The organism is Mesorhizobium sp. M1428, from assembly GCF_040317515.1.
GTDB lineage: Bacteria > Pseudomonadota > Alphaproteobacteria > Rhizobiales > Rhizobiaceae > Mesorhizobium.
Map to the genome: position 1 here is coordinate 1 of NZ_JAMYKT010000036.1, position 12,656 is coordinate 12,656.

13 protein-coding genes and 1 pseudogene are annotated in these 12,656 nt (G+C 61.1%); 2 read left to right on the plus strand and 12 right to left on the minus strand.

Annotated features, from left to right (window positions below; genetic code table 11):
• The 7 genes from tssF to NKG60_RS29455 form a co-directional block, all read right to left on the minus strand.
• The coding region (tssF, locus tag NKG60_RS29425) for a type VI secretion system baseplate subunit TssF (RefSeq protein ID WP_352976321.1) at positions 1-1,147 on the minus strand (1,147 nt) is incomplete at its 3' end.
• 1 nt (position 1,148) lies between these two features.
• The gene (gene tssE / locus NKG60_RS29430) at positions 1,149-1,904 is read right to left on the minus strand and encodes a type VI secretion system baseplate subunit TssE (RefSeq protein WP_352665769.1); all 756 of its coding nucleotides are present in this window, start codon (positions 1,902-1,904) and stop codon (positions 1,149-1,151) included.
• Positions 1,891-2,352, minus strand: coding sequence for an Hcp family type VI secretion system effector (locus NKG60_RS29435; RefSeq protein WP_023678576.1), 462 nt, complete (start codon positions 2,350-2,352; stop codon positions 1,891-1,893). Before NKG60_RS29435 ends, tssE begins: the two co-directional genes overlap by 14 nt.
• 46 nt (positions 2,353-2,398) lie before the next feature.
• Complete coding sequence (gene tssC, locus NKG60_RS29440) at positions 2,399-3,901, minus strand: type VI secretion system contractile sheath large subunit (protein ID WP_352665768.1); 1,503 nt, start codon at positions 3,899-3,901, stop codon at positions 2,399-2,401.
• A gap of 2 nt (positions 3,902-3,903) precedes the next feature.
• A complete protein-coding gene (gene tssB, locus NKG60_RS29445) occupies positions 3,904-4,440 on the minus strand; it encodes a type VI secretion system contractile sheath small subunit (RefSeq protein WP_352665767.1) in 537 nt (178 codons plus the stop codon).
• A 6-nt stretch (positions 4,441-4,446) separates the two neighbouring features.
• Complete coding sequence (tssA, locus tag NKG60_RS29450; RefSeq protein ID WP_352665766.1) at positions 4,447-5,625, minus strand: type VI secretion system protein TssA; 1,179 nt, start codon at positions 5,623-5,625, stop codon at positions 4,447-4,449.
• A 72-nt stretch (positions 5,626-5,697) separates the two neighbouring features.
• Positions 5,698-5,895 carry a hypothetical protein gene (locus NKG60_RS29455; RefSeq protein ID WP_352665765.1) on the minus strand — a complete coding sequence of 66 codons (198 nt, stop codon included), beginning with the start codon at positions 5,893-5,895 and terminating at the stop codon, positions 5,698-5,700.
• A 67-nt stretch (positions 5,896-5,962) separates the two neighbouring features.
• On the opposite strand from NKG60_RS29455, the gene tssH reads away from it, so the two are divergent.
• Both tssH and NKG60_RS29465 read left to right on the plus strand, forming a co-directional pair.
• On the plus strand, positions 5,963-8,713 hold the full coding sequence (gene tssH, locus NKG60_RS29460; RefSeq protein WP_352976325.1) for a type VI secretion system ATPase TssH: 2,751 nt from the start codon (positions 5,963-5,965) through the stop codon (positions 8,711-8,713).
• Positions 8,714-8,841: 128 nt separating this feature from the next.
• On the plus strand, positions 8,842-9,075 hold the full coding sequence (locus tag NKG60_RS29465; protein ID WP_352665763.1) for a type II toxin-antitoxin system VapB family antitoxin: 234 nt from the start codon (positions 8,842-8,844) through the stop codon (positions 9,073-9,075).
• Positions 9,076-9,379: 304 nt separating this feature from the next.
• Here NKG60_RS29465 and NKG60_RS29470 read toward each other — a convergent pair whose 3' ends face one another.
• The 5 genes and pseudogenes from NKG60_RS29470 to NKG60_RS29490 form a co-directional block, all read right to left on the minus strand.
• Positions 9,380-9,877, minus strand: a complete 498-nt coding sequence (locus NKG60_RS29470) for an RES family NAD+ phosphorylase (protein WP_352976327.1) — start codon at positions 9,875-9,877, stop codon at positions 9,380-9,382.
• A 9-nt stretch (positions 9,878-9,886) separates the two neighbouring features.
• On the minus strand, positions 9,887-10,237 hold the full coding sequence (locus NKG60_RS29475) for an MbcA/ParS/Xre antitoxin family protein (protein ID WP_352665761.1): 351 nt from the start codon (positions 10,235-10,237) through the stop codon (positions 9,887-9,889).
• Between the two features lie 303 nt (positions 10,238-10,540).
• Positions 10,541-10,833 (minus strand): annotated as a pseudogene (locus NKG60_RS29480) (type II toxin-antitoxin system RelE/ParE family toxin).
• A complete protein-coding gene (locus NKG60_RS29485; protein ID WP_352665759.1) occupies positions 10,830-11,138 on the minus strand; it encodes a type II toxin-antitoxin system RelB/DinJ family antitoxin in 309 nt (102 codons plus the stop codon). Before NKG60_RS29485 ends, NKG60_RS29480 begins: the two are co-directional and overlap by 4 nt.
• Before the next feature lie 169 nt (positions 11,139-11,307).
• Positions 11,308-12,297 carry a Tim44 domain-containing protein gene (locus NKG60_RS29490; RefSeq protein WP_352976342.1) on the minus strand — a complete coding sequence of 330 codons (990 nt, stop codon included), beginning with the start codon at positions 12,295-12,297 and terminating at the stop codon, positions 11,308-11,310.
• Positions 12,298-12,656 lie beyond the last annotated feature (359 nt).

The window sequence follows — 12,656 nt, forward strand, 5'->3', positions numbered from 1 at the left end:
ACCCACACCGCGCGGGGGGTTTTTCCCCTCGGTTCCGCCCGCCTCGCTGTCGGGCGCCCCCCCCGGGGCGGCGGCCGGCGCCCCCCCCCCCAACCCGATAGATTTCGAAGTCCCGCGCTCGCGTGCGGTCGGCATGCAGCACCTGCCGCGTCTTGCGCGGATCGAGCTCGATGACGTTGCACTCACGTTCGAACAGATTGATGATCGGCGTTGCGAAAAGTTCAAAATCGGCCGCCGTCACATCAGCAAGTTCAGGCACCGGACGCCTGAAGATGAAGATGATCTCGAGTTCGGCTGTGCACGTGCGCACGATGGGCTGCAATCCCGAAACCCGAGCGTAATGAAAACGCTCCGGCATCATGAAATATTCGCGCAGAAGACGGTACCCTTCGAAGGTCGGACGTGTACGAGGCATCAGCGCCTCGTCATCGTTGATGCCGACCATTTCAGGTACCGGCAACGGCGAGATCGGGTTGGCTTTGCCTTCCGGCCGTGCACCAAGGGCCGAGCAGGCGCCGAAAATCGCGTCGAAAAGCAGTGGTGCCTTGGTGCGCGCGGAAAAGTAGAGATCAAGCCGGTCCAGCGACAGTTCGTCGAGCTTGCCTTTTCCGGTACGAGCCAGTGTGATGCGAAGCGCCGCCTCGCCATTCACACCGCCGATCCGAGCGATGCCGGCGGCAGCCAAGGCGCTGCGATCCTGAAAATAGCCGACCGAGGTGATGGCAATCGGCCACAGCGTGATGTCCTGGGCGGTGGTGAACGTGCAACGCGTCGACAGGCCTGGCAGGAGGCTGGAAACCAGACGCGTTTTGCGCTTGACGACATGGCCCCCAATCATTGTCTGGACCTGCTGGCCGGGTTTGAACACCACCATGGCCGTTGCCGGCGCCGGCGTGACAAGATCGGGATAGAGAACATCAAGGACGGCGCGCGAGAAACGCGAGCGTTCCGCATCGACCTTGAGCCGGGTCCGCGCGGCCAAGAAAGCAACGCCGTCAAGCAGCCGCTCGACGTAAGGGTCCGGACAGGGGACCGTATCGAGTGAAAGGTTGCGCGCCACCGCCGGATGCATGTCGGCAAATTCTGCCGCGAGCGCGCGGATATGGGTCAGTTCCTCCTCGTAATATTCTACGAAGACCCGGTCCATCTCAGGTTTCCCTAAATTCGGTCCGAGCCAAGCCGTTATCGAGATTGATCGTGGTGCGCAGGCGCATGCGTTCGGGCGTCGGCGTCATGATCAACACCGCATCTATCTCGATCTTCAGGCCCACGGTTTTGTCGCCAAGGGTTACCGTAACCTTTGTTGCACTGTCCTTGAGACGCGGCTCGAAGGTGGCAAGCACCGAGCGGATCTCGCGCGCAAGGGCCTCGCGATCAAAGTCGCGGGAAGAACGGCCCGAGAAGGAAGGCACTCCGTAATTGACGACGCTGCGACGCACCTCCGGAAAATCGGCCAGCGACGGCGGGTTGTCCGCGGCCTGTTCGCTTTCAAGGTCGGTAAGAAGCGGAACGGCCTCGAAGCGCTCGGTGTTGAACAAAGCCTCGACGTCGCGCCGCACGGCTTCCTTGAGCACACGAGCCGACACCACTACGCCGCGGCTTTCGATTTCAGCGCGGTGCTGGCTCTGAAAGGCCAGGCGGTGCAGACGCCGCTTCTGGTCGGCCGTCAACTCCGCGTCGGCATCGATGAGCCGCGCACTGGCCGCAACCAGATTGTCCAGCCGCTCCGCGCCAAGCTCGTCCTGCAGTGCCTGGCGCAAACCGTCTATCTCGGAGGTCATACCCGGCAGATCGTTTACCAAGCGGTCCCACAGAGAGGGCTGGACCGCTTCGCGCTTTGCTCGCGAGCTGCCGCTACCCAGCGACTTGTCCGCGCCGGGCCGCCGGGCCTCACTTGCCGACATAGACATCCATTTCGATTTCGTCGTTGTCGTCGTAGACGAACTTTATTTTCTTGTAGGCAAAGCTGACCTCTTCCTCGATCAGGTCCTCCTCATCCTCGGCCTGCGACATGTCGTATTCCATGATCGAGGCGTCGGTGAGTGTGACGACTAGGTAATCCTTGGTCTCGCCATCAATGGTCCGCCGTGCCGAAAACACGACTTCGTCCAGGGCCTTGTTTTCGAACAGCGCCTTTTTCAGGTAGGGCGAGGACTTGTCATAATGCTTGGTGAACTTGATCATACCCAAGGACACACGACCGCGGCGCGAGAGCGAATTTGGATCATAGGGTGCGATCATCTTGTAATCGACGCCATGGATTTCGATTTCGTCCTCATGGCCATCACGGGTGCTTGGACCCTTGATATCCGGAACCTTTAGAAAGCCATCAATCTTCGTATTTGTGGGCATTGTCTTTCTCCACCGCTTTCAAAAACCAAGATGTTGTTGCTACAAATCAAGTCTTTACGGACGGAAGTTCCGAAACCAGCCGGAGCGAGGCATTGATACCTTCCAGCTGATAATGCGGGCGCAGATAGAAGCGGGCATTGTAGTAGCCGGGGCGTCCCTCCACGCTGTCCACCTGAACCTCGGCGGCGGCGAGCGGGCGCTTGGCGCGCGCCTTGTCGTCGGCAAAGGCCGGGTTGGCCAGCACATACCGGTTGATCCATTCGGTCAGCCAGATCTGCATGTCGGAGCGCTCCTTGAACGAACCGACCTTGTCGCGCGCGATCGCCTTGAGGTAGTGGGCAAAGCGCGAGACCGGGAAAAGGTAGGGCAGGTTGGCGCTCAGCCGCTCGTTGGCCTGCGCATCGGGGTCAACCAGCCGTCCCGCCCTTGTCTCGTCGTCCTGGAGCGAATGGGCGCCAATAAAGGCGGCGAGATCGGTGTTCTTTCGGTGCAGGATGGGCATCAGGCCGAGCTTGGCCAGCTCCGCCTCGCGCCGATCGTCGATGGCGACCTCCGTCGGACATTTCATCGCTATCGAGCCATCATCGGTCGGGAAGCTGTGCACTGGCAGGTTGAGGACCGTGCCGCCATTTTCGACGCCGCGGATCTGCGTACCCCAGCCATAGAGCTTGTGGCTGCGGTTTATGTTCACGCCCATCGGGAAGGCGGCGTTCATCCAGACATATTTGTTGTGGTCGCCATGCACCTCCTCCTCGAAGGTGAAGCCCTTCACCGGAACCGTATCGGTGCCATACGGCAGCCGCGCCAGAACGCGAGGCATGGTCAGGCCGATGTAGCGTGCATCCTCGCTCTCGCGCAGCGACTGCCAGGAGGCATAGGCGGGGTTGGAGACGATCTGCTGCAGGTCCTGCGGGTTCGGCAATTCCTGCCAGCTATCCATGCGGAACAGGCGAGGCGAGGCAGCTGCGATAAAGGGCGTGTGCGCTGAGGCGCAGATGCCGGAGATGTTGCGCAGCAGACCGACGTCGCGCGGGTGGTTGGAGAATTCGTAGGCACCGATCACACAGCCGATCGGCTCGCCGCCAAGCATCGAATATTCGTCCGTGTAGACTTTCTTGAAGATAGGGCTCTGATCCCACATCTGGCCCTCATAATCCTCAAGCGTGTCGGCCAGCTGCTCCTTGGAGATGTTCATCACCCGGATCTTCAGCTTCTGATCCGTCTCGGTATTGTTGACGAGATACCACAGGCCACGCCATGTGCCCTCCATTTCGCGCACTTCCGGCGCGTGCAGGATCTCGTTGACCTGTTCGGAAAGCATCTTGTCGATTCCGGCAATCAGCGACTTGATCGACTTGATCGCATTCGACGAGATGGTCGTGGTGTCGGAACGCGATTGCGCTGCAAGTGCGAGATTGCGCACCAATTGCTGCAGCTTTTCGCTGTCGTCCTTCTTGACCTTGAAATCCTTCTCGAGTAGCCCGCTGAATTCTCCAAGATCGATGGTTTCCGCCTCGGCGACGGCGGCGGTTTTTTGCTGTTCGGCCATGGTCATTCCCCTGCCTTGTCGTCCGCCAGCGCCTGGCTGGCGATCTTGCCAAGCAGCGGTTCATTGTTCAGCAGTTGCGCGATGCGCTTTTCGGCGTCGACGCGCCCGTCCATGAAGCCGAGAAGTTCCTCGAGCTGGCGGCGCATCTTGAGGATTTCGGCCAATTGGGGCACCTGCTCGGCAATCTTGTCCGGCGCGAAATCGCCCATCTTGGTAAAGGTAAGGTCGAGCGCCAGCTCCTCGTCCCGCTCGGCGCCTTCGGCCTGAGGCAGCGTATTCTTCACGCGGGCTTTCACGCGTGGTCCAAGTGCCTCCATGAAACGCGGAAACCGGTTCGCATCGGTCTCGACAAAGGAGCGGTCCAGCACTGACTTCGCCGCTTCCTTCGTCTGCGAAGCCCCCGAAAGATCGGCCATGACAGCCATGACAAACGGCAGCTCGATTGTCGTTGGACTGCCATAGGTTTCCACGTCGTAGGCGATCTGCACCCGCGGCGCGCGATTTCGTTCGATGACCTTGGCTTTGCTTTCGGCTGGCATTGCTTGCTACCTTTCATCCTTCTGAGCCGTCTTCTTGACATCGGGAACGCCGGCAAGAAGCCGGAACTCCTTCAGTCCCGACGGGGCGAGGTCTTCCATCAGTTCAACAAAATCCATATGCACCATCCGGCGCACACGGCGGGCGAGGTGGGGAATCGGGCTCGACGGTTCGGTGCGGTCATAGAAGGCGACGACGAGGTCCAGGCATTTCACCACGTCGTCGCGGGAAGTGATCCGGTCGGGGAGTCCAGCGCTCGAGTCCGCGTAGCTAGCCACACTTGCCATAGTATCGGCTCCATGACCGTTTCGAGCAGGCATTGCCGGTTCTGCAGGCGAAGGGGGCGGCTTTGCCGAGCCATTCGCCATCGCGCCGGCAGCCGAGTTGCGCTCGAGGGTTGTCAGCAAACGCTGCAGGAACCGTTTTAATTCCGGAATGGTGGTCCCGCCGCTGCCTTCAAGGCGAGCGTTGAGGGCTGTCTCGACGGCTTCGAGTGCCGCGACCGCCGCGCGCGCATCGGCGATGAGCGACTGCATTTCCTCATTAGCTTGATCCGCCTGTGCCGCGCACCCGGCACGAACCCGGTTCAACAGTTGTCCGTGCGCACTGACAAGCGCTGCCTTTTCGGCCGCATTCAATCCTGACGCTGCTTCTTGCAGCATGACGCGGTCGTCGAGTGCAGCGTGTTCCAGGTCGCGTCCGCTGATCGGCCCGATTGAGCGTGGCGCAAAGAAAGTCATTTGCCGCAGGTTGGCCAGCATGCCGTCCTGACCATTTTGAAGGTCGAGCAGCGCGTTGATGCGGCGCAACGCGGCCTCGCGAGGCGACGTGTTGGGCCGCAGCGCCGGGTGCATGGTTTCCCAATGCTGGTCGAATGTCCGCCCAATAAGCGCCAGACCCTGCGCCAAGCCGGCCAGTCCCTGCTCGTTGGCCAGTGCGCGTGTGACAATGACAATCAGGCGCAGGTCGCGACCACGCGCGCGCAATTCCTCGGCCTTGGTGAGCACTGCTGGCCAGTCGACTGGAATGGTGCTTTGCGAGACCGGCCTGTTGTTGCCGTCATGGACAACCTTGACCTGGGGCTCCGTCAGGCGCTCGAGTTCGTGAAACGCCGGATCGTTACGCAAATCCTCTCCGGACGGATTTTCACCGTCGAGCGGAGCAAGCCAGAGTGCGACGTCGATCACACCGATCCCCCAGTCACCGGCCCTGAGGCCGACCTGCCCCTACGTTATCACACGGTTGCGCTTTTCCACAATTCAGCGAGTGCGGAAAAAATTAACAAAAGCTAATGCAGCCTTGTCTTGATTGTGAAATCCGGTGGCGTGATCGCCGAGCCCTGAATCGGGAATGCGTCGTGGCGGGATGTCGGGTCCCTCGTTGTTTGCGGCCACGATGCGGGATCTTCCACCAATGGTGGGAGCCCGCATAATCGGTGCATCGAAACCTTTGTTCATCACGCACTTTGTCAAGCGGCTGCTTATGTGGCAGGTTATCAACTTGCAGAGTGCAGGAGCACGTTCGATGGAACAGCGCCGGTCATCGCAGAGTTTCAAGCGCAAGGAACTGGTCGGCAAGCTCAATACTGTAGGCTTGCGCGCCTTCAAGGCAGCGGCCGACAGTGCAAAGCTGCGCGGCAATCCTTACGTCGAACTCGTCCACTTCATCGAGCAACTGGTGCTCTCCGACCGCTCGGATGTGCAAATTATGATCGCCGATGCGGGACTGGATGCGAGCCGACTTACGGCCGATATGACGCGCGCGGTGGACAAGCTGCCTTATGGCGCAACCTCGATCGAAGAGTTTTCCGACCATATCTTCCACGCCATCCAGGAGGCCTGGAATCTGGCAACACTGGAATTCGGGGTGGAGGAGGTCCGCAGCGCACATGTTCTGCTTGCTTGCCTGAAGACACCGGTGCTGGAAGGCCTGCTGTCGAAGATCAGCGGCGAGTTCGACAAGATCGACGCCGACGCCGTCGTGGCGCGCTTCGCCGATGTCACGGAGGGGTCACTCGAAGCCGGCGCTGCGCCAACGGTCAGCGCGGCAGAGGCCCCACGGCGGCATCCCGGCGGGGATTCGGCACTGGCCAAATATGCCACCGACCTGACCCAGCGCGCCCGCGACGGAAAGATCGACCCGGTCGTCGGCCGCGATCCGGAGATCAGGCAGATTGTCGACATATTGATGCGACGGCGGCAGAACAATCCGATCCTGACCGGGGAGGCGGGCGTCGGCAAGACCGCAGTCGTGGAGGGTTTTGCGCTGCGCATCGCCAAAGGCGATGTGCCGCCCCCACTGCAGGGAGTGAGCGTGCGCATGCTCGATGTCGGGTTGATGCAGGCGGGCGCTAGCGTAAAGGGTGAATTCGAAAAGCGGCTGAAGGCCGTAATCGACGAAGTTCAATCCTCTGAAGCGCCGGTCATCCTCTTTATCGACGAAGCCCATACCCTGATAGGCGCCGGTGGTGCTGCCGGAACCGGCGACGCTGCCAATCTGCTCAAACCGGCGTTGGCGCGCGGCGAGCTTCGCACCATAGCGGCAACGACCTGGGCGGAATACAAACAGCACATCGAGAAAGACCCGGCTTTGACCCGCCGCTTCCAGGTGGTAAAGATCGACGAGCCGTCCGAAGCGGTGGCCATTCTCATGTTGCGCGGGGTGGCCGGCGTTCTCGAACAGCACCACAAGGTGCAGATATTGGACGAGGCGATCGACGCGGCGGTCGGCCTGTCGCATCGCTACATCCCGGCGCGGCAGTTGCCGGACAAGGCGGTCAGCCTTCTCGACACCGCCTGCGCGCGTGTCGCCGTATCGCAGCACGCCACGCCGGCCGAGGTCGAGGACATTATGCGCCGTCGCCAGGCGATGGAGGTCGAGCGCGGCATCATTGGCCGCGAGGCTGCAATCGGCATCGAGGTGGCCGAGCGGCAGGCACGGGTCGAGGCCGGACTTGCCGATACCGAACGCACGCTCGCAGCCGCGCAGCAGCGCTGGGAGCGCGAAAAGGCGCTGGTGGCCGAGATACTCGAACTGCGCGCCAGGCTGCGCGGCGACGGCGTGCCTCTCGATGCCGTGGAAGGGCAGGAGGCCGCCACTGAGACAGAGAGCGTGGACCTGCCGGAAGCCGAACGCTCCAACGCCGGCACGAAGGTTCCGGCGGCAGGCGGTACTTCTCCTCCCGATCCGGCTGCCGATCTCGCTCGGCTGCGCGAACTGATGAGCGAACTGGCCGAGGCGCAAGGCGAAACACCACTTATCCTGCCATCGGTCGACCGCAACGCCGTGGCGGCCGTGGTTCAGGACTGGACGGGCATCCCGACGGGGCGGATGCTGTCGAGTCAGACCGAGAAGGCGCTGCGGCTCGCGGCCACTCTGTCCGAGCGCGTTGTCGGACAGGATCACGCCATGGAGATGATCGCCAAGCGCGTGCAGACCAGTCGCGCCGGTCTCGGCGCTCCGGAAAAGCCGGTGGGTGTATTCCTGCTTTGCGGCCCCTCGGGCGTCGGCAAGACGGAGACCGCCTTGGCACTGGCCGAAACGCTCTACGGCGGAGAGCAGAACCTGATCTCGATCAACATGTCCGAATTCCAGGAGGCGCATACGGTCTCCACCTTGAAGGGCGCGCCGCCCGGCTATGTCGGCTACGGCAAGGGCGGAATTCTCACCGAGGCGGTGCGACGCAAGCCCTATTCGGTGATCCTGCTCGACGAGGTCGAGAAGGCGCATCCGGACGTGCACGAAATCTTCTTCCAGGTCTTTGACAAAGGGATGATGGACGACAGTGAAGGTCGACGGATCGATTTCAAGAACACGCTGATCCTGCTCACGTCTAATGTCGGCTCCGAAGTGATCATGGCCCGGACAAGGAACGGGGCGGAACGGGCAGGGCTCGACGAATTGGACACCGCGTTGCGCAGCCCGCTGCTGAAGGTCTTTCCTGCGGCCTTTCTGGGCCGGGTGGTGACCATCCCTTACTTTCCGCTTTCGGATTCGATGATTGAAGCCATCACTCGTCACCAGTTCGCCAAGATTGCTCGCCGGCTGCGCGCAACCAACGATGCTGAATTGGTCATCGGCGATGGTGTCATGGATCTGGTCAAGGCCCGCTGCACGGAAATCGAATCGGGCGGCAGGATGATTGACGCAATTCTGACCAACACGCTCCTCCCCGAGTTGAGCCGCGGCGTGCTGAACCGGTCGCTCGCTGGTGAAAAGATGACGAAGGTGACGGTTGGCGCGTCAGCCCAAGGGTTTACCTATTCCTTCGAATAAGAGCGCGAAATTATGGGCGGCTCCTTTCGTCAGCTGTGGCGTAAATCGCTCATGCGGCAGCAAGCCAACACCACCCATCTTTGCTAGTATGCGAAGTGGGTCTAGGTAATGCCGCGAAGGAATCCGATATGGCCGATCCACAGCTCTCAGTCCGCAGCGGCAAGGCTCGTGATCTTGCGCGCCGGCTTGCTCGGCGTCAAAACCGCACCATGGTGGACGTGGTCGAGCGCGCGCTCGAATACTACGAGTTCCGAGAGGCCGGTCGTGAGCCTGCTTCGGCCTTCTATCGGCGTCTTTCGGAGCAATCCGGTGTAGACATCGATCTTGACGCAGTGATTCATGAGACCGGATCAGGCCGCTGATCAGCTGGAGCAAGGTTGCCCGACTGGCGCAGGCGTTTCGCAACCGCATCTCTGACTGAAGAGCTGCTCTGGCTTGCCGAGAATTATGGATGCTGCTGGTTCGCCAGAGGTGCAGCATTGCGGCACCCGCTCTCGCTCGCCGGCAAGAGTTCTGAAGCCTCTGGAATGCCGGGTAAGCAGGGCAGGGGCTGTTCTTCCCTTTTGCATGCCTGGTCCTCTGTCCGGCAATATTTCTCGTCATCTCGGCCAGATCGTGTCGGCCAGATCGTGTCACCTGGCGCCGCATCTCGACACAAAGCCGGCGTCAGCGCGAAAGCCGATTTTCATCGTCAATCAAGGTGAGGCGCGAGGGGGCTCTGTCGCTCCACCGCCAGAGCACGAGATTCAAGTCGTTGTCGGTCGCGCCGGGCGCGAAGCTTTTGACCAACAGCGCATTGAACCCGTTGGCCATCAGGCGCCGGGCAAAGGTCTGGGTCATCGCCTCTCCAGAAACGTTCATCTGCTCGCGCCAGGTCGTATCGGAAAGGACAGCGGGATTCATTCCCTCAGCTTTCAGGGCGTCCTCGTCCCGGCTGTCAAATATGTCCTCAATGTGTGCGTCGTAGGCGACGAGGGTGGTCGGCTGCAGGCTGCCCACCTGATTGGCTTCCCTCAGCGCCGTCACTACGGACAGCGAGGAATAGAGCGCTGCCACGCCGTTCGGATTGAATCGTCCTCCATAGAGTTCGGCGCCGCGGCCCGAGAGCGGTTCTCGCGCATAGTTCGGATTGAGGACACGATAGAGCGCACCGCGGTAGAGCATCGAACCCGGTCAGGCGTGGACGCCGGCATCAACCGCATCGATGTAATCAAGCACCTCGTCCGCACGGCCACTGCGAACCAGTTGCATCGCGGTCTGGCCCGAAAACCCCGGTAGCGGCTCCGATCGATACCAGGCATAGGCGATCAGGGTTGAACCGAAGCGCGGCTCGACCTTGTTGATCACCTCGACCATCTCACGCAGGCGGCGCTGCGTCTTGTCCGACCGGACCCGCTCCTTGCGCTGAACGGCGTCCTTGCCCAGCCCGGCAGTCCGGGCGACTTCCTCGCTCGTCGTGCGAAAGGCGTCGGCAATCTTGCGCGGAGCAAAGAAGCCATCGTCGGAGTACTGGGCCAGTGCCATTGTCAATCCCAAGCGCAAATGCCTCATATCCTGACGGGACATAGCGTCAAAATAGGAGGCATTCAAGGAGGAGAGCTCATAGTGAAGGAATTGGAAGCCGCGACCGTGCGGTGTTAAGCTGCGCTATTTGCCGCATAGAATGCGGCAAATGATTTTACGTATGCGGCGATTGAAGGAGCGCTCGAGGCCTGGCTGGCATTCAAACCTCAGATTTCTGCTGGAGGATCCGTAGTCACATGCATAACCCTCGAGAGAGCAGCGCTGGAAAGTGTGCCCGACGTCCTCGTTCGGAAGAGGAAGAGACTACTCCGTGGCTATCTCGTCCGGCCACATCTGAGCGCCATGTAGGACGCGAAGGATGCGACCGTGCCGGCCGTCACCACGCAAGCTGCAATATAGGGCGTGCGAGGGACCACGAGTTCGCGCGTGCCGGCGACCCGGCCGGGTCGCCCGCTTTCCGGAAAGTCTATTAGACGGCGAGCCGTAAGGACGATGTGGTGGTCGATTTGAACCGCCGCTCTCGGATTTTCGGCCTCGATATGCGTGAAGATGTCCTCGCGATCGAAGAGCGCAAACCGCGCCCAAACGAGCCTCAAAGCTCGCCCGCCTCGGCTTTGCGAAGCGCTGCGGCTCGCCGTCCAGCAAAATGAGCTTCGGCGTCAGCGTCATCGACGTCCGGCCGGGTGTCATCAAGGGCCTGCAGAACTTTCGCGCGGAACCAGGCATCATGGGCGTTGCTGTTGCTGACAAGCTCGAGCGGCAACGTGCCCTCGTTCGCTGTGCGGGTTAAGAGGATACGGACGGCATCCGATACCGTCAGTCCCATGTTTTCCAAAACCGCCGTGGCGCGTTCCTTCACTTCGGCGTCAATTCGGGTCTGGACCAGTGCGTTCGAGGCCATGGCAGTCTCCTTCGGTGATAGTCAGTGTAATGCATCTGCATGACAATTGCCAGACCCTCGCAAGCCCCATAGCCGATCGATTTGGCGTTCCCGACTTCGAGGCGGAGCTGAAAGACGAGGTGTCAAACGGCTCCCAAAACTGACCACTCTGATCGCGCTGGCAAGCACATCAGCTAGGCTGCTGGATCGCGGCGAGCTTCCAGTCCCCGCCGTTCTGGCGCATGAAGGTCCACAGTTCGGTTGTCTGCGTCGGCCCATCGGCCTGGCCCTCAACGATCTTGCCGCTGATGCGATCGCGGGTCACGTCGCGAGACTCATAGCGCAAAGCAGCCGTCGCGTAGTCGCGATCACTCTCCCGCCAACTTTCCGCAATATCGGCCTCCAGCAGGCTTACGTCTGATACGTCGTTCCTGACGCCCTTTTTGGCATTGTCGGCAAGTTCCTCGGACAGATAGGACACCATTTCCGGCGTCGCCAGGCGGCGCAATGCAGCATGGTCCTCGCGCCCGAATGCCTCCTGAACTTCCGTCAGTCGCTGTTGGAACGTGTCGAGATCGGTTTGGGTGAGTGTGATCTCATCGGAAGCATTGTCTTGGTTCGTTCCGCCATATCCTGACCCAATACCTGGAATGGGGAACGCTGTGGTGTTGCTCGGGTCAGGCCGGGCTGCTGCGTTGCGCCTAAAGGTCCCCGTACCCCGCGGGGCACCGGCCATAGCTGGCGCCGGGTTTTGCGCCGCCTGCGAGCGGAAAAACCGGATCGCCAGCATGATCGCGCCGCCGATCAGCAGTACTTGGAGCAAAAGACCCAACATGCCGGCCAAGCCGCCGAACCCATGGCCCAGAAGAACGCCGATCAAACCGCCGAGAAGCAGCCCCCGCATCATCGATCCGCCGAGGCCGTTGAAGAAGCCCGGGCGCTGGAATGCCTGCGGCTGACGGGCCGCATTGTTCGTTGAGGCATTCGGCGTCATCGAGCGCTCGACCGGTGCGGCCGGTTGCGGCGCAACTCTGGTCGGCGAGACCGGCTGGAAAGTGCGCATGCCGCGACTGCCGAAGCTGCCGCCACGGCGCGCATCGGCGTGATCCATAGCGACCATGGAAAATGCCAGGAACAACCCCGCAAACAAAACTGCAAACCGTCCCCAACGCGAAATCAGCATAGGCAAGTCCTCAAGTGACACTCTTTCCGCTCATATGGGATGCGTCGATCGAAATATCAGTGAATCGTCCGCCGAGATATTTTCGGGCGGCATGGTCGGCCGCCCGTCGGTGTTCACGACGAGAATGTCTGCCGTACCCAAGCGCGATGATCGCTGTTCGATCACGCAGGCTCCCGCACCCCGGCCGACCGGCGCCGGTCGCGTCAAAAGCATCGGTCATGCAAGCCTCTGGTCCCCGGCGATGATGCCTAGGGTTCTCCGTCGACGACTCGATTGACATACAGCTTTCCTAGGTACTATCAACACATCCGGACAACCTGCCAGACAGGTTTGCCCACTCCTGAGCTGGAGATTGC